Genomic DNA, 14,418 nt, shown 5'->3' with positions numbered 1-14,418 from the left:
TCGTACTCCGCTCTGTTCACTCCTCCTCGGGCTGCGGCGCGATCGGCTGGCCCAGTCGCACGCGCGTGCCGAACGGATCGGACACCATCGAGACGCGCTCGCCCCACGGCGTGTCATCCGGTCGCTCGATGACGAGGTATCCCGCCGTCTCGAGCGCGGTGGTGGTCGCATCGACGTCGTCGACGTAGAACCAGAGGAGCATGCCGGCGCCCTCGCCGGCGGTGCCGCCCTCGGCCAGGCCCAGCCCGAGCTGCGACGCGCCCGCCTGCAGGGTGACGAAGACGGGCTCGCCGTCGACGGGATACCGGTACACGACGGCGGTGCCGAGCGCGTCGTGGTAGAAGCGCATCGCGGCATCCATGTCGGGCACCTCGACGATGGGGAACGCGGATTCGATCATGGTCCCTCCCTCGGCCGACGCTACGCCGTGCCGATCGATGCCGCTAGCGTGGCAGGGTGAGCGAGCACCTCTCCACGAGCACGGCCGACGGCGTCGGCCGGATCACGCTCGAACGCCCGCAGGCCCTCAACGCGCTGAGCTACGAGATGATCCGCGCGCTCACCGCGGTGTTCGATGCCTGGCGGCACGACCCCGACGTGTCGATGGTGGTGCTGGATGGCGCGGGCGAGCGCGGGTTCTGCGCCGGCGGCGACGTGCGCGAGCTCTACGGCTACACGACGGCGGGGCATGTCGACGAGGCGCTGCGGTTCTTCCGCGACGAGTACCGGCTGAACTCGGCCATCGCGCACTACCCGAAGCCGGTCGTGGCGATCATGGACGGCATCACCATGGGCGGCGGCATCGGGCTCGCCGGCCATGCGCGCATCCGCATCGTCACCGAGCGCTCGCGCGTCGCGATGCCCGAGACGCGCATCGGCTTCACGCCCGACGTCGGCGGCACGTGGCTGCTCGGCCGCGCGCCCGGCGAACTCGGCACGCACCTCGCGCTGAACTCGCGCACGATGGACGCGGCCGACGCCATCCACGCGGGCTTCGCCGACGCGTTCGTGCCGTCCGAGCGGATCCCGCACCTGCTGCAGGCGCTCGCCGAGCGCGCCGATCCCGGCACTCCGTGGGAGATCGTCATGCTCTTCGACGAGACGCCCGGGCCGTCGGCGCTCGCGGCCGCCCGGCCGTGGGTCGACGCGTGCTATTCGGCCCCGACCGTCTCGGCGATCATCGAACGGCTGCGCGCGTTCGCCGAGGGGCGGGCGGATGGCGCGGGGCGCGCGGATCCGGCAGCCGCGGCCTACGCGGCGGCCGCCGCCGATGAGCTCGAGACGCTCTCGCCGACTGCGCTCTCGGTCACGCTCGAGGCCGTGCGCCGCGCCCGCACGCTGCCCTCGCTCGAGGAGGCGCTCGAGCAGGAGTTCCGCGCCGTGTCGTGGTTCATCGGCGAGCACGACCTGCACGAGGGCATCCGCGCCCAGGTCATCGACAAGGACCGCAACCCGAAGTGGGACCCGTCCACGCTCGACGACGTGCCGCCGACGCTGCCCGAGCGCGTGCTCACCGAGCAGCGGCACGAGCCGGTCTGGCCCGCGGCGGCCTGACGCTCAGCGCGCGGTCCTGACCGCCGCCTCGAGTGCGACCCACGAGAGCATCGCGCACTTGATGCGCATGACGTACTTCGCGACGCCGTGGAACGCGATCGCGTCGCCGAGCACGTCCTCGTCGGGCTCGCCCTCGCCCTTCGAGCGCAGCATCGCGCGGAACGCGTCGGCGGTCGCGAGCGCCTCGTCGACGGAGTGCCCCTGCACGAGGTCGGTGAGCACCGACGCCGACGCCATCGAGATGCTGCATCCGTCGCCCTGCCAGGCCACTTCGTCGATGCGCTCGTGCGCGGGGTCGAGCTTCACGCGCACGGTGATCTCGTCGCCGCACGTCGGGTTGTACTCGTGGTGCTCGCCGTCGGCGCCCTCGAGCGCGTGGTCGCCGTGCCGCTCCTTCGAGTGGTCGAGGATGATCTGCTGGTAGAGGCCCTCGAGTGCCGACATCAGGACGCCTCCCTCGCGAGGCCGAAGAAGCCGCGCACCTCGCCGAGTGCGGCGACGAACCGGTCGGCCTCCTCGACGGTCGTGTACACGTGCGCGCTCGCCCGCGTGGTCGCGGTGATGCCGAGCGCGCGGTGCAGGGGCTGCGCGCAGTGGTGACCGACGCGCACGACGATGCCGGCCTCGTCGAGGAACTGGCCCACATCGTGCGCATGCACGCCGTCGACGCTCACGCTGACCAGGCCCGCGCGGCGCTCGCCGGGCTGCGGGCCGACGATCCGCACGCCCGGGATCTCGGCGACGCCCGCGACGACGCGTGCAGCGAACGCCTCCTCGTGCGCTGCGACGGCGTCCATGCCGATGCCCTCGAGGTACCGGACGGCGGCGGCGAGCCCGATCGCCTGCGAGACGGCCTGGGTTCCGGCCTCGAAGCGGTGCGGGGCCGGCAGGAAATGCGACTCCTCGAGCGTCACCCTGGTGATCGTCGAACCGCCCGTGCGCGCCGGCGGCAGCGCATCGAGCAGCTCGTCCCGGCCGTACAAGACGCCGATCCCGTTCGGGCCGAGCATCTTGTGCCCCGAGAAGGCGGCGAAGTCGACGCCGTACGCGGCGAAGTCGACCGGACGATGGGGTACCGACTGGCACGCGTCGAGCACGACGAACGCCTCGCGCGCGCGCTCGCGGACGAGCCCGACGATCTCGGCGACGGGCGCGATCAGCCCGGTCACGTTCGACACCTCGGCGAACGCGACGATGCGGGTGCGCTCGGTCAGCACCGCGGCGAGGTCGTCGATCGTCCAGAGGCCGTGCTCGTCGACGCGCACCGGCACGATCCGCGCACCCGTGCGCTGCGCGACGCGCTGCCACGGCAGGAGGTTCGCGTGGTGCTCGGCCTCGGTGAGCACGATCTCGTCACCCGGCTGCAGCGCGAACCGCGCGGCATCCGGGCCGCCGATGCCGGCGCTCGCGTCGGCGATGCCGAGCGCGACCATGTTCAGCGCGTCGGTCGCGTTCTGCGCCCACACGATCTCGCGGTCGCCGGCGCCGACGAAGCGGGCGACATCGGCGCGTCCGTCCTCGAAGAGGGTGGTCGACTCGCCGGTCGCGGCGCTCGCGCCCCGGTGCACGGCGGCGAGGTGGTGCTCGAGGTACTCGCGTTCGGCGTCGAGCACCGCGAGCGGCCGCTGCGACGTGGCGGCGGAGTCGAGGTACGCGGCCGGCCGGCCGTCGCCGGTCGTCGCGAATGCGGGGAAGTCGAGGCGGATGTCGCGCACGGCGTGGCCGCCGACCGTGTCGGCGTCGGTGAGGTTCATCCCCTCCATGGTCTCACGCGTGATACCGGACACGGCTGGGAGCCCCCGGCCGACGGCCCGCGACATCCGGCACCCCATTCGGTAGCGTTGGCCCGTGAAGACCCACCACCTGCGCACCCACCGGAGCGACGAGGACCTCTCGCGGGAGGGCCAGCTCGCCTGGCAGCTCGCGGCCGTCGCCACGGATCCCGTCGAGGTCGACGACGAGGTCGTCGACATGGTCGTCAACCGGGTCATCGACAACGCGGCCGTCGCGGCGGCCTCCCTCGCGCGTCGGCCGGTGGTCGCCGCGCGCAGCCAGGCGCTGACGCATCCGGTGTCGATCGGCGGCGACGGCGCGACGGTGTTCGGGTCGGATGCCGCGCGGCGGACCTCGCCCGAATGGGCCGCGTGGGCCAACGGCGTGGCCGTGCGCGAGCTCGACTTCCACGACACGTTCCTCGCGGCCGACTACTCGCACCCCGGCGACAACATCCCGCCGATCGTCGCGGTCGCGCAGCATCTCGCCGCGGCGCGCGGGCTCACCGGGCGCGACCTCGTTCGCGGCATCGCCACCGGCTACGAGATCCAGATCGACCTCGTCAAGGCCATCACCCTGCACGCGCACAAGATCGACCACGTCGCCCACCTCGGCCCGTCGGCCGCGGCCGGCATCGGCACGCTGCTCGGCCTCGACCAGGAGACGATCTTCCAGGCCATCGGGCAGGCCCTGCACACGACGACGGCGACGCGGCAGTCGCGCAAGGGCGAGATCTCGACGTGGAAGGCGTATGCGCCCGCGTTCGCCGGGAAGATGGCGGTCGAGGCCGTCGACCGAGCGATGCGCGGCGAGACGAGTCCGGTGCCCATCTACGAGGGCGAGGACGGCGTGATCGCCTGGCTGCTCGGCGGCCCCGAGGCGACCTACGAGGTGCCGCTGCCCGACGCCGGCGAGGCCAAGCGCGCCATCCTCGACTCGTACACGAAGGAGCATTCGGCCGAGTACCAGGCGCAGGCGCTCATCGACCTCGCGCGCAAGCTCCACGACGAGTACCCGCTGATCCTCGACGACCCCGACCGCGTCGAGTCCATCACCATCCACACGTCGCACCACACCCACAACGTGATCGGCTCGGGCGCGAACGACCCGCAGAAGTACGACCCGGATGCCTCGCGCGAGACGCTCGATCACTCCATCCCGTACATCTTCACCGTCGCCCTGCAGGACGGCACGTGGCACCACGCCGACTCGTACGCCCCCGAGCGGGCGCACCGCCCCGACACCGTGACGCTCTGGCGCAAGGTCGCGACCGTCGAGGACCCCGAGTGGACGCGTCGCTACCACTCGCTCGACATCGGCGAGAAGGCGTTCGGCGGCCGCGTCGTCATCCGGCTTTCCGACGGCAACGAGATCGTCGAGGAGATCGCGGTCGCCGACGCGCACCCGCTCGGCGCTCGGCCCTTCGGCCGTGAGCAGTACGTCGAGAAGTTCCGCACGCTCGCCGAGTGGGCGCTCGAGCCCGCCGAGATCGACCGGTTCCTGGATGTCGCGCAGCGCCTGCCCGAGCTCGGCCCCGACGAGCTGCAGCAGCTCACCTTCACCGCCGCCCCCGGCGCCCTCAACGGAGTGGAACCCCCCACCGGCCTCTTCTGACGCGGTCCCGCCGGCCGCGGCGGCCCCCTTTGGTACTCGTGCAGAAACGGACGCTTCACCGACGGTGGGAAGCTCCGTTTCCGCGCGCATGCGTGACGGTGCCGGTCCAGCCTCGGCGGGCGAGGTTGCGCGCGATTCGCCCGACGAGCTCGTGTGGACGTCGCAGGTCGTGCTCCGTGACCTCCATGACGTGATACCCGAGCGACTCCAGTTCGGCCTCGCGCGTGCGATCGCGGCGCCACTGCCGCTGGTCGGTGCGGTGGTAGTCGCCGTGGTACTCGAGCACTTCGCCGTAGCTGCGGAACAGCAGGTCGACCCGTGCCACCACCCGCCCGTCGTGACGACGGATCACGACGTTGGCCTCGGGGTGGGGCAGTCCCGCGAGGATCACGATCGCCCTCAGCTCCGACTCCTTGGGCGACTCGGATGCTGCGTCGGCGAGCTCGAGCGCCGTCCGGAGCATTTGACGGCGGCGGAAATCGGGATACGCCTCGACCGCGGTTCGCAGGGCGTCGGCGTCCGTGCTCCGGGAACGGAGGGCCGAATCGGCGGCGGCGACCAGCTCGGGAACCGTGAGGCATGCGGCGAGGTCGCACCACGTGCGTGCGAGCCGGGTCAGCACGATCTCGCGGACGATCGTGACATCCTCCTCGTCGATGCTCAGACGATGTCCGACGACTCCCGCCCGACGCACCGCTGGCGCATGAGGAGGCACTGCGACATGGAGCGGCGTCGCCGCCGCGAACCGCATGGGCATGGGAAGCCCGTGCAGGAGCGCCGCCGTCGGACCGCAGATGACGGCGTCGGACCGGCAGACCAGGAGCAATGCCAGACACCTGGTATCGAGGCCCGCCTCCCGCGGCATCCGCGCGCCGTGGATCGCGGCGTCGAGGTCGCGGGCCCGGAGACGGTCGGGGGAGATGCCGAGCTCGAGTGCTTTGGCGACCGGGAACGGACGTTCGGCGAGGGTCTGGGGCAGCGGACGAGGAGGGCGCATACCCCGAGCGTGGCCGGGACCGAACCCGCCGCTCGGCGTCGGGGCGACCCATCGTGGACGTTTGCACGGTGTCGGAGGAGGGGAGGACGGGTCGCGCCATCCGACATCGTGCAGGAACCGTGGGTATGCGCGCTGGCGAAGGCACCGTTCTTGCACGAGATCGCGCAGGGGAGCCGACGGGGGCGCGCGCGGCGCCCGAGGTGGCGGACGCGCGGCGGGCGGCGCCCGCGCCGTAGGCTGGGGGAGCGACCGCGCTGGGGCGGACGCCGAATCCCACGAGGAGCACGATGAGCGAGCAGACCCCGCAGGCCGGCCCCACGTCCGAGGCCGCCTTCCAGCCGCAGATCTTCAAGGGCCTGGCGGGCGTGCCCGTCGACTACACCGCGATCTCGAAGGTGAACCCCGAGTCGAACTCGCTGCTCTACCGCGGCTACCCCGTGCAGGAGCTCGCGGCATCCGTCACATTCGAGGAAGTCGCCTACCTGCTCTGGAACGGCGAGCTGCCGGATGACACGCAGCTCGCCGCGTTCGAGGAACTCGAGCGCGGCCACCGCGGCCTCGACCACGAGACCAAGCGCATCGTCGACGAGCTCCCGCTCACCGCGCACCCCATGGACGTCGTGCGCACGGCCGTCAGCGTCATCGGCGCGAGCGACCCGAAGACGCCCGACGACTCGCCCGAGGCCAACCTCGAGAAGTCGGTCCGCCTGTTCGCGAAGCTGCCCTCGATCGTCACCTACGACCAGCGCCGCCGTCACGAGCTCGAGTTCGTCGAGCCGCGGCTCGACCTCGGGTACTCGGCCAACTTCCTCTGGCAGGCGTTCGGCGAGGCGCCCGAACTCGAGGTCGTCAACGCGTTCGACACCTCGATGATCCTGTACGCCGAGCACTCGTTCAACGCGTCCACCTTCACGGCGCGCGTGATCGCGTCGACGCTCTCCGACATCTACTCGGCGGTCACGGGCGCGATCGGCGCGCTGAAGGGCGCGCTGCACGGCGGTGCGAACGAGGCCGTGATGCACGCGTTCGACGAGATCGGCCTCGGCGAGGGTTCGGGCGAGCGTGCGGTCGCATGGCTCGACGCCGCGCTCGCCGAGAAGCGCAAGATCATGGGGTTCGGCCACCGCGTGTACAAGAACGGCGACTCGCGGGTGCCGACGATGCGCGACGCGCTCGAGCGGATGGTGGAGCACTACGACCGCCCGGACATCCTCGAGGTCTACACGGCGCTCGAGCAGGCCATGGGCGAGCGCAAGAACATCAAGCCGAACCTCGACTATCCGGCCGGTCCGACCTATCACCTCATGGGATGGGACACCGAGATGTTCACGCCTCTGTTCGTGGCGAGTCGCGTCACCGGGTGGACCGCGCACGTGATGGAGCAGAACGCCGCGAACGCGCTCATCCGCCCGCTCTCGGTCTACAGCGGACCCGATGAGCGGCACGTGCCGCCGCGCGGCAACGCCTCGGGGGAGCCGGCGGCCTGAGAGCGAGCCGCTTCGCGGCTGTGCACAACGCCGCCCCGCGGCATCCGGCACCGCACTGTGCCCGACCACCAAGGTGGAGAGTTCCACGACGAATCGGGCATACAGTCGTGGACCATGCACATGCTGTTCCGCACCCTGCTCCACGTGCTGTTGCTCGCGCGCCGCAAGCCCAGCCTCGGGCTCTACGAGGTGGCGCGCACCCGATTCATCACCCTGCCGACCGACCTCGACCTCAATCGGCACATGAACAACGGCGTGTACTTCTCGATCATGGATGTCGCGCGATTCGACATGCTCGTGCGAAACGGCGTCTTCGGGCTCATGCGCGCGAACGACTGGTACCCGGTCGTCGCGAGCGAGACCATCACGTTCCGCAAGTCGCTGAGCCTGTGGCAGCGGTTCGCGATCGAGTCGCGGATCGTCGGGTACGACGAGAAGGCGGCGTTCGTCGAGCAGCGGTTCGTGCGGCCCGGGGCCGACGGCACGCCCGAGGTCTACGCGCAGGGGTTCATCCGGGCGCGGTTCCTCCGCAAGGGCGGCGGCACGGTGCCCGTGACCGAGCTCATCGAGGTCTTCGGCGCGCCGCCGGCCGACGACGAGCTGCCCGAGTGGATCGAGCGCTGGGGGGCGGATGTCGCGCTGCCCGCGACGCGCGCTGCCGCGCCATCCCTCTGGCACTGACCCGCGTCGAGGGCACCCGGACCTGGCCGTGAACGGTATCACACCGGCGTCGGACCTGTGAAGAACGGGGATTTCGCGGAATACTGGGTCTCGCGGGGAACGGTCTTGCGAGGAGGTCACCTTGCCGTTTCGCAGTCTGAGGACCATCCAGTCGTGGCTGGACGAATTCGACCAGGTCGGCTATCACTTCGGCGGTGAGCTGAAGGTGATCCAGCAGGACGGCGCAGACGGCGCGGATACAGGCCTGGTCTCGGTTCGCCTGGTCAACGCGGCCACCGTCATCACCATTCAGCCCGAAGTCGTCGGGGCGCCCACCTGGAAGGTGACCATGGAGCCACGGGATGAAGCGGTGACGATGGACGCGGCGGCCGTCCTCAATCTTGCCGCGGAACTCTCGGTCGTGTCGGCGCTCTGCGCCTTCCTGCAGGCGAAGTCGCTCGCCTTCGTCGGCGTCGACTCTGCCTGAGATCTAGGCGGACGCGGCAGTGGCCGCCTCGGTGAACGCATCGAGGGTGGTCGCGAACCGGAGGCCGGCGTCGAGATCGCCCGCGTTGGCCGCGACGTTGAATGCATCGTCGAATCTGGTCAGTGCCGACCAAGGCTCGTCGGCGAGATCGATCGTGAGGTTGAGTCGGTTCACGCGCCGGTCCTCGGCGTCGACGTCACGACGCACCGCGCCCCGTTCGACCAGGCGATCGATGAGGGTGGTCACGCCGGCCGAACTGATGCCGAGATAGCTGGACAGCATTCCGGGGCGGGTTCCGGGATGGTCGGCGACGAAGAGCAGCGCCCGAGCGTCGAGCTCGTTGATCCGCAGCACGCGGCGCGCCTCGATGAGGGCGGCCGACCGCGCATTGACGTAGCGCAGCAGCGCCTCGGCGAGGGACGAGGTATCCGGACGTCCCGACTCCATGGCCTCTCGGCCTCCTTCTGGATCGGCGGTCAGGGTCACCTTATCAGGAAATCTCGCCAGTCTGATTTCTCAGATATTTATCTAAGTTTCCGAGATAATGGTGCTAAACTGGTGGCTCGTCCCGACGGGGGTCGCACAACGACGACGTCGGGAACCTGATGGAAGGAACGGCGATGGGCTCTCTCTACTACGGCAGCAGCAGCGAGCCGATCCAGATCCCCGACAGCCTCCTGGCTCATGTCAAGGTGGTGCTGACCACGAAGTTCCGCCGCAAGGAGCGGCTCACCCTGTCGCTGGTGACACCTGGCTCCTCGCAGGGCGGGCGCACCACGCTGTGGCTCGACCCCTCCATCCCGCTGCGATTCGTCTTCGACTCGGCCGACGCTCCGGCGCTCGACGGCACGCTCCTGCGCCAGCTCGCCGATGCGGCCAACTCGGTGCGCGGGCTCGTGATCGAGCTCGATTCCGTCGAGCAGCAGCGCGCTCTCGAGGCGCCCGTCCTCGCGGCGGTCGGCTGAGCCTCGCGGCGGTCGGCTGAGCCTCGCGGCGGTCGGCTGAGCCTCGAGGCCGCTCGCCCTACGTGCGCGCCTTCCAGGGCACCACGACCTCCTTGACGATGAGGAGGATGCCGGCCGCGACCGGGATCGCGACGAGCGCGCCGGGCAGCCCGGCGAGGGTGCCGCCCGCAAGCGCTGCGATGAGTACGATCGAGCCCGGTACCTGCACGGCCTTGCTCATCACGCGCGGCGTGAGGATGTACGCCTCGACCTGCATGTAGACGAGCATGGCGACCAGCACGATGAGCGCTGCCGTCGGCGAGACGAACAGCGTGAGCGCGGTCATCACGATGGTCGTCAGCACCGTGCCGATGAGCGGGATCAGCGTGATGAAGAACGCGGCGACCGAGATCACGAGCGCGAAGGGCTGGCCGACGAGCGTGAGCAGGATGAAGCTGTAGGTCGCATTGAAGAACGCCAGGATCACCATGCCGCTGAGGTAGCGGCCCACGTTCTGCATGATGCGCTCGGCGTAGTCGACCACCCGGGCCCGGTGCGAAGCCGAGACGAGCGTGGAGATCGCGGCCTTCGATGCGTCGAGCGTGGCGATGAAGTAGATCGTCAAGACGAAGATGAAGAAGCCCGACGAGATCCCGCCGATGATCGCGATGCCGATGTCGAGCGCACCGCCGCCGATCGTCGCCCACGTGGTGGGATCGGCGAGGAGATCGACGAACCAGGCGTACACGTTGCCGAGCACGCCGCCGGAACCCGACACGGCGTCCTGGTACCAGTCCTGCTGCTGCAGCTTGGCGTACAGGTCGGGCAACGACGCGATGAATGCCGCCGCCTGCGAGACCACGAGCGGGACCACGACCCAGAGCAGCCCCGCGATGACCAGCACGAACAGCACGATCACGGTGACGATCGCGAACCCGCGCCGCATCCCGCGCCGCTCGAACCAGCGCACGAGCGGATCGAGTCCGAGCGTGATGAAGATCGCCGCGAACACCGAGAACAGGACGCCCGACAGACTGAGCAGGGCGGCCGCGATCGCCAAGGCCACGAGCACGCCCGCGGTCGCGATGAATGCCCAGACGAACGGGCGGTTCGCCATCAGGCCGCCGGGCGCCGAGACCTGAGCGCGGCGTGCGCGCGAGTCGCGCGCACGCCGCTCGATCGCTCTCAGCGCCCGACTTCCGTCACGGGCGCCGGCACATGCAGCGCCCGGTAGGTGTCGACCAGTCCGGGGTCGTAGTCGCTCCGCTCGGGCAGGGCCCGCCCGGCCCGGACCGCGGCGAACCGATCGAGGTAGTAGTCGCAGCGTGGACCGACCGCCGCGGCATCCGTACCGGACTGCAGGCGGTGCCCGAGGGTGAGCGTCGTCATGCCGCCGGCCTCTCGGAGGTGGCAGTACACCCGGATCGCGGACTCGTCCTCGCCGATGTCGGCTCGCACGCGGTGGGGCGGGTCCCACAGGAGAACGGAGGCGTTGCGCCACTCGCCCTCGTCGCCGGACATCCGGAATCGCACGGCACCCGTCGACGGGATGCCCGTGTACGTCCCGATCCACGCCTGCATGGCGTTCGGATTCGTGAGGGAGTACCAGACCTCCTCGATGGGAGCGTGGAAGAGCCGGTCGAACTGGAGGTAGAGCCCGTCGTCCTTGCGAACGTAGTGGCCGGTCGCCCGAGTGATGGTCATCGTCGCCCCCTGCGTGTCGTCCTGACCACAGGCTAACCGGGGCGGCATCGCAGGGCTAGAGTGACGCGCATGGGCAGCTCTGGATCGAAGCGACGCACCACCAGCCGCCCCTCCGGGGGACGGACGACCGCACCTCACCAGGAGGAGGCGCTGCATCTCCCCGAGGGGCATCAGACGATGTGGGGATGGTTCGCGGGCATCATCGTGCTCGCGCTCATCGCGGTGCCGCTGAGTGCGGCGTTCTCGTTCGCGACGAACCCGCGCACGCAGCAGCTGTTCGCGGGTCGCCTGTCCGAGGCGACGACCGGCGGCTACCAGGCGTTCTGGTGGGTCGTCACGCTCCTGCTGATCGGGCTGCCGATCCTCGTCGGCTACGGCGTGGCGAACCTGTCGACGCGCGCGCTGGCGATCGTGGGCGGCGTGGTCGCGCTGTTCGTCATCGCGATCCTCGTGCTCGGCCAGATGTTCGTGTTCTAGATCACGGCGATCGGATGGCGCGGCCCGCGTCCGCGCCACGCGGTGCGTTCAGGGCAGCTCGCCCTCGAGCACGGCCATCGCGGCGTTGTGCCCGCCGATGCCGCTGACCGCACCGCCCCGGACCGCGCCCGAGCCGCAGAGCAGCACGCGCGCGTGCGGGGTCGCGACCCCCCAGCGCTCGGCCGGCGTCCGGAGCTCGGCGTCGCGCTCGGCCCACGGCCACGACAGGGCTCCGTGGAAGATGCTGCCGCCGGGCATGTTCAGCGCTTCCTCGAGGTCGCGCGTGGTCTTCACCTCGATGCACGGGCGGCCCGCACCATCCGTCGCGATCACGTCGGCGATGGGCTCGGCCAGCACCGAGTCGAGCGAGGCGAGCACGGCGTCGCGCAGCCGTTCGCGCAGCTCGTCGTTGCCGAAGCGATCGACGAGGCGGTCGGGCACGTGCAGGCCGAACACCGTGAGCGTCTGCGCCTCGGAGTCGGCGAGCTCGGGGCCGAGGATGGTCCGGTCGCTCAACGTGTGGCAGTAGATCTCGCACGGCAGCGGGTCGGGCAGCTCGCCGCTCGCCGCCTGCTGGAACGCGGCCGCGAGCTGCGTGCCGAGCTCGTTGATGTGGAACGTGCCCGCGAACGCCTGCTCGGGCGCGACGGACTCGTCGAGCAGGCGGGGCAGGCGCGTCAGCAGCAGGTTCACCTTGACCTGGGCGCCCTCGGGCATGCCGAGGCGCGCGAGCCGGCGCTGCGCGTACTCATCGACGGGCACCTCATCGGAGCCGGCCGAGAAGGGCGGTTCGTCGCGCGGCGCCACCGACGCGTCGGGTCCGGTCTCGTCGGCGGGGGCGCCCGCGCTCGTGGTGACGCCCGCGGCCTCGAGACTCGACGCGGACGGGCCGAGCAGGCGGTCGAGCACGAACGGTGCGACGTTCGCGAGCACCACGTGGGCACGCGCCATCCGCTCGCTGCCGGCCTCGATCCAGTGCACCTCGCCGGTCTCGGCGTCGATGGCGGTGACCTCGGCCTTGGTGCGCAGGCTCGCGCCCGCCTCGCGCGCGACGCGGGCGAGCTCGCCCGTGACGGCGCCCATGCCGCCGACTGGGACGTCCCAGTCGCCCGTGCCGCCGCCGATCACGTGGTAGAGGAAGCAGCGATTCGCATCGAGGGACTCGTCGCCGAGGTCGGTGTACGTGCCGATGAGGCCGTCGGTGGCGACGACGCCGCGCACGAGGTCGTCGGCGAAGCGCGTGTCGATCGCCTCGCCGAGCGGGCGCTCGATGAACTCGGTCCACACGCGATCGTCGCCGACGAGCGCGCGGGCTTCGTCGCGTGTCGGCAGCGGTTCGGTGAGCGTCGGGAAGAGGGCCTCGCCGAGCCGGGCCGTGTCGGCGTAGAACGCCTGCCACGCGTCGACGTCGTCGGCCGCGCCCACCCGGGCGAACGCGTCGCGGGCGGCCGCGGCATCCGCCTCGACGTCGACGAGCAGGCCGCGGCCCGGGTCGCGCGGGTCGGGCGTGTAGGACGAGAAGCGGCGCCGCACGAGGCGCACATCGAGGCCGAGGTCGTCGATGATGCGCTGCGGCATCAGGCTCACGAGGTACGAGTAGCGGCTGAGGCGCGCGTCGACGCCGTCGAACGCCTGCGCCGAGACGGCCGCGCCGCCGAGGTGCTCGTCGCGCTCGAGCAGCAGCACCCGCTTGCCGGCACGGGCGAGGTATGCGGCGGCCGTGAGCCCGTTGTGCCCGCCGCCGACGATCACGACGTCGTGGTCGGGCGCGGCGTCGGAGCCGGCGGGTGCGGGGGTCGGGTGCGCGTCGATGGGCATCCATCGAGCGTAGACGAGCGGATGGCGCGCCCCGGCCGGTCGCGCCATCCGCCCCTCTCTTCGGGCCGGCGGTCAGCGGGCGCGGCGCATCGCCCGGACGCCCAGCGCGAGCCCGATCGCGCACGTGACCGCTGCGGCGATCATGCCGCCGACGATCGACGGGTCGCCGAACTCGCCGCCCAGCAGCGCGCGCTCCGCGTCGACGAGGTAGCTGAGCGGGTTCACGGCCGCCGCGACCTGCATCCAGGCGGGCCCGTCCTCGAGCGGGAGCAGCATGCCCGAGAGGATCATGAGCGGGAAGAGCAGCGTCTGGTGCACCATCCAGAACATCCAGTCGCGGTTGCGGCACGCGAGCGCGAGCGTGTAGCTGAGCGCTCCGAGCCCGACGCCGAACACCGCGAGCACCACCAGCCCCGCGACGAGCCCCGGCACGTCGAGCCGGAACCCGAATGGCACGGCGACCAGCACGACGATCGTGCCCTGGATCACGAGCGGCACGACGTCCTTGAGCGCGCGGCCGACGAGCAATGCGCCGCGCGAGAGCGGGGCCACGAGCGTTCGCTCGTGCGATCCGGTCTGCATCTCGAACAGCAGGTTCGCGCCGGTCGACGCCGTGCCGAACAGCGCCACCATCACGAGGATGCCGGGGACGAACCACTGCAGCGTCGACGCCGCGTCTCCGCCGGCCGCGCCGACGAGCAGCGGCCCGAACAGGCCGAGGAAGACGAGCGGTTGCACGAGCGAGAACACGACGCTGAACGGGTCGCGCACGAGCGGGCGGGTCTCGCGGACGAAGACCGCTGCGGTGTCGTGCACGAACCCGGTCGGGCGAGCGGATGGCGCGCGGTGCGCGTCGCGCGCGGCGGAGGGCGGCGTGGTGGTGCGGGTGAGGGTGTTCATGCG

At 71.1% G+C, this 14,418-nt stretch carries 16 protein-coding genes; 7 read left to right on the top strand and 9 right to left on the bottom strand.

Going from position 1 to position 14,418, the window contains the following annotated elements; genetic code table 11:
• Positions 1-16 precede the first annotated feature (16 nt).
• Positions 17-400 (bottom strand): VOC family protein, encoded by a 384-nt coding sequence (locus BLT99_RS13675; protein ID WP_092673560.1) that lies wholly within the window; start codon positions 398-400, stop codon positions 17-19.
• 56 nt (positions 401-456) lie between these two features.
• On the opposite strand from BLT99_RS13675, the gene BLT99_RS13670 reads away from it, so the two are divergent.
• Entirely contained in the window at positions 457-1,554 is a 1,098-nt protein-coding gene (locus BLT99_RS13670; protein WP_092673557.1) for an enoyl-CoA hydratase/isomerase family protein, read from the top strand.
• A gap of 3 nt (positions 1,555-1,557) precedes the next feature.
• Here the strand turns inward: BLT99_RS13670 and sufU are convergent, their stop codons facing one another.
• Both sufU and BLT99_RS13660 read right to left on the bottom strand, forming a co-directional pair.
• On the bottom strand, positions 1,558-1,998 hold the full coding sequence (gene sufU / locus BLT99_RS13665) for a Fe-S cluster assembly sulfur transfer protein SufU (protein WP_092673554.1): 441 nt from the start codon (positions 1,996-1,998) through the stop codon (positions 1,558-1,560).
• Complete coding sequence (locus tag BLT99_RS13660; RefSeq protein WP_371874205.1) at positions 1,998-3,308, bottom strand: aminotransferase class V-fold PLP-dependent enzyme; 1,311 nt, start codon at positions 3,306-3,308, stop codon at positions 1,998-2,000. The genes sufU and BLT99_RS13660 overlap by 1 nt, the downstream gene beginning before the upstream one ends.
• Positions 3,309-3,402: 94 nt before the next feature.
• Between BLT99_RS13660 and BLT99_RS13655 the strand changes: the two genes are divergently transcribed.
• Positions 3,403-4,941 (top strand): MmgE/PrpD family protein, encoded by a 1,539-nt coding sequence (locus tag BLT99_RS13655; RefSeq protein WP_092673548.1) that lies wholly within the window; start codon positions 3,403-3,405, stop codon positions 4,939-4,941.
• A gap of 55 nt (positions 4,942-4,996) precedes the next feature.
• Here the strand turns inward: BLT99_RS13655 and BLT99_RS13650 are convergent, their stop codons facing one another.
• Entirely contained in the window at positions 4,997-5,938 is a 942-nt protein-coding gene (locus BLT99_RS13650; protein WP_092673545.1) for a PDDEXK family nuclease, read from the bottom strand.
• A gap of 287 nt (positions 5,939-6,225) precedes the next feature.
• On the opposite strand from BLT99_RS13650, the gene BLT99_RS13645 reads away from it, so the two are divergent.
• The 3 genes from BLT99_RS13645 to BLT99_RS13635 all read left to right on the top strand — a co-directional run bounded on the left by BLT99_RS13645 (position 6,226) and on the right by BLT99_RS13635 (position 8,572).
• Positions 6,226-7,425, top strand: coding sequence for a bifunctional 2-methylcitrate synthase/citrate synthase (locus tag BLT99_RS13645; RefSeq protein WP_092673542.1), 1,200 nt, complete (start codon positions 6,226-6,228; stop codon positions 7,423-7,425).
• Positions 7,426-7,539: 114 nt separating this feature from the next.
• Positions 7,540-8,106, top strand: coding sequence for an acyl-CoA thioesterase (locus BLT99_RS13640; protein ID WP_092673539.1), 567 nt, complete (start codon positions 7,540-7,542; stop codon positions 8,104-8,106).
• A 121-nt stretch (positions 8,107-8,227) separates the two neighbouring features.
• Positions 8,228-8,572, top strand: coding sequence for a hypothetical protein (locus BLT99_RS13635; protein ID WP_092673535.1), 345 nt, complete (start codon positions 8,228-8,230; stop codon positions 8,570-8,572).
• Between the two features lie 3 nt (positions 8,573-8,575).
• Here BLT99_RS13635 and BLT99_RS13630 read toward each other — a convergent pair whose 3' ends face one another.
• Positions 8,576-9,019, bottom strand: a complete 444-nt coding sequence (locus BLT99_RS13630; RefSeq protein WP_092673532.1) for a MarR family winged helix-turn-helix transcriptional regulator — start codon at positions 9,017-9,019, stop codon at positions 8,576-8,578.
• Positions 9,020-9,192: 173 nt separating this feature from the next.
• Here BLT99_RS13630 and BLT99_RS13625 point away from each other — a divergent pair, with 173 nt between their 5' ends.
• Positions 9,193-9,537: a DUF7882 family protein gene (locus BLT99_RS13625; protein ID WP_092673529.1), complete on the top strand. Its 345-nt coding sequence runs from the start codon at positions 9,193-9,195 to the stop codon at positions 9,535-9,537.
• Between the two features lie 58 nt (positions 9,538-9,595).
• Here BLT99_RS13625 and BLT99_RS13620 read toward each other — a convergent pair whose 3' ends face one another.
• Positions 9,596-10,633, bottom strand: coding sequence for an AI-2E family transporter (locus BLT99_RS13620; protein WP_092673526.1), 1,038 nt, complete (start codon positions 10,631-10,633; stop codon positions 9,596-9,598).
• Positions 10,634-10,701: 68 nt separating this feature from the next.
• Positions 10,702-11,220 (bottom strand): SRPBCC domain-containing protein, encoded by a 519-nt coding sequence (locus BLT99_RS13615; protein WP_157674999.1) that lies wholly within the window; start codon positions 11,218-11,220, stop codon positions 10,702-10,704.
• A gap of 69 nt (positions 11,221-11,289) precedes the next feature.
• Between BLT99_RS13615 and BLT99_RS13610 the strand changes: the two genes are divergently transcribed.
• Positions 11,290-11,697 carry a hypothetical protein gene (locus BLT99_RS13610; protein ID WP_229724400.1) on the top strand — a complete coding sequence of 136 codons (408 nt, stop codon included), beginning with the start codon at positions 11,290-11,292 and terminating at the stop codon, positions 11,695-11,697.
• Between the two features lie 48 nt (positions 11,698-11,745).
• On the opposite strand, the gene BLT99_RS13605 is transcribed toward BLT99_RS13610, so the two are convergent.
• Both BLT99_RS13605 and BLT99_RS13600 read right to left on the bottom strand, forming a co-directional pair.
• A complete protein-coding gene (locus BLT99_RS13605; protein WP_092676374.1) occupies positions 11,746-13,515 on the bottom strand; it encodes a phytoene desaturase family protein in 1,770 nt (589 codons plus the stop codon).
• Positions 13,516-13,587: 72 nt separating this feature from the next.
• Positions 13,588-14,415 (bottom strand): ABC transporter permease, encoded by an 828-nt coding sequence (locus tag BLT99_RS13600; protein ID WP_092673520.1) that lies wholly within the window; start codon positions 14,413-14,415, stop codon positions 13,588-13,590.
• Positions 14,416-14,418: the final 3 nt, after the last annotated feature.

The organism is Agromyces flavus (assembly GCF_900104685.1).
In the GTDB taxonomy this organism is placed as follows: Bacteria; Actinomycetota; Actinomycetes; order Actinomycetales; family Microbacteriaceae; genus Agromyces; species Agromyces flavus.
This window is presented reverse-complemented; position numbering and strand designations above follow the sequence as displayed.

Coding starts and splice junctions, on each gene's coding strand:
- BLT99_RS13645 (WP_092673542.1), top strand. CDS start 6,226: ATGAGCGAGCAGACCCCGCAGGCCGGCCCCACGTCCGAGGCCGCCTTC.
- BLT99_RS13650 (WP_092673545.1), bottom strand. CDS start 5,938: ATGCGCCCTCCTCGTCCGCTGCCCCAGACCCTCGCCGAACGTCCGTTC.
- BLT99_RS13640 (WP_092673539.1), top strand. CDS start 7,540: ATGCACATGCTGTTCCGCACCCTGCTCCACGTGCTGTTGCTCGCGCGC.
- sufU (WP_092673554.1), bottom strand. CDS start 1,998: ATGTCGGCACTCGAGGGCCTCTACCAGCAGATCATCCTCGACCACTCG.
- BLT99_RS13610 (WP_229724400.1), top strand. CDS start 11,290: ATGGGCAGCTCTGGATCGAAGCGACGCACCACCAGCCGCCCCTCCGGG.
- BLT99_RS13615 (WP_157674999.1), bottom strand. CDS start 11,220: ATGACCATCACTCGGGCGACCGGCCACTACGTTCGCAAGGACGACGGG.
- BLT99_RS13625 (WP_092673529.1), top strand. CDS start 9,193: ATGGGCTCTCTCTACTACGGCAGCAGCAGCGAGCCGATCCAGATCCCC.
- BLT99_RS13605 (WP_092676374.1), bottom strand. CDS start 13,515: ATGCCCATCGACGCGCACCCGACCCCCGCACCCGCCGGCTCCGACGCC.
- BLT99_RS13630 (WP_092673532.1), bottom strand. CDS start 9,019: ATGGAGTCGGGACGTCCGGATACCTCGTCCCTCGCCGAGGCGCTGCTG.
- BLT99_RS13600 (WP_092673520.1), bottom strand. CDS start 14,415: ATGAACACCCTCACCCGCACCACCACGCCGCCCTCCGCCGCGCGCGAC.
- BLT99_RS13660 (WP_371874205.1), bottom strand. CDS start 3,308: ATGAACCTCACCGACGCCGACACGGTCGGCGGCCACGCCGTGCGCGAC.
- BLT99_RS13675 (WP_092673560.1), bottom strand. CDS start 400: ATGATCGAATCCGCGTTCCCCATCGTCGAGGTGCCCGACATGGATGCC.
- BLT99_RS13620 (WP_092673526.1), bottom strand. CDS start 10,633: ATGGCGAACCGCCCGTTCGTCTGGGCATTCATCGCGACCGCGGGCGTG.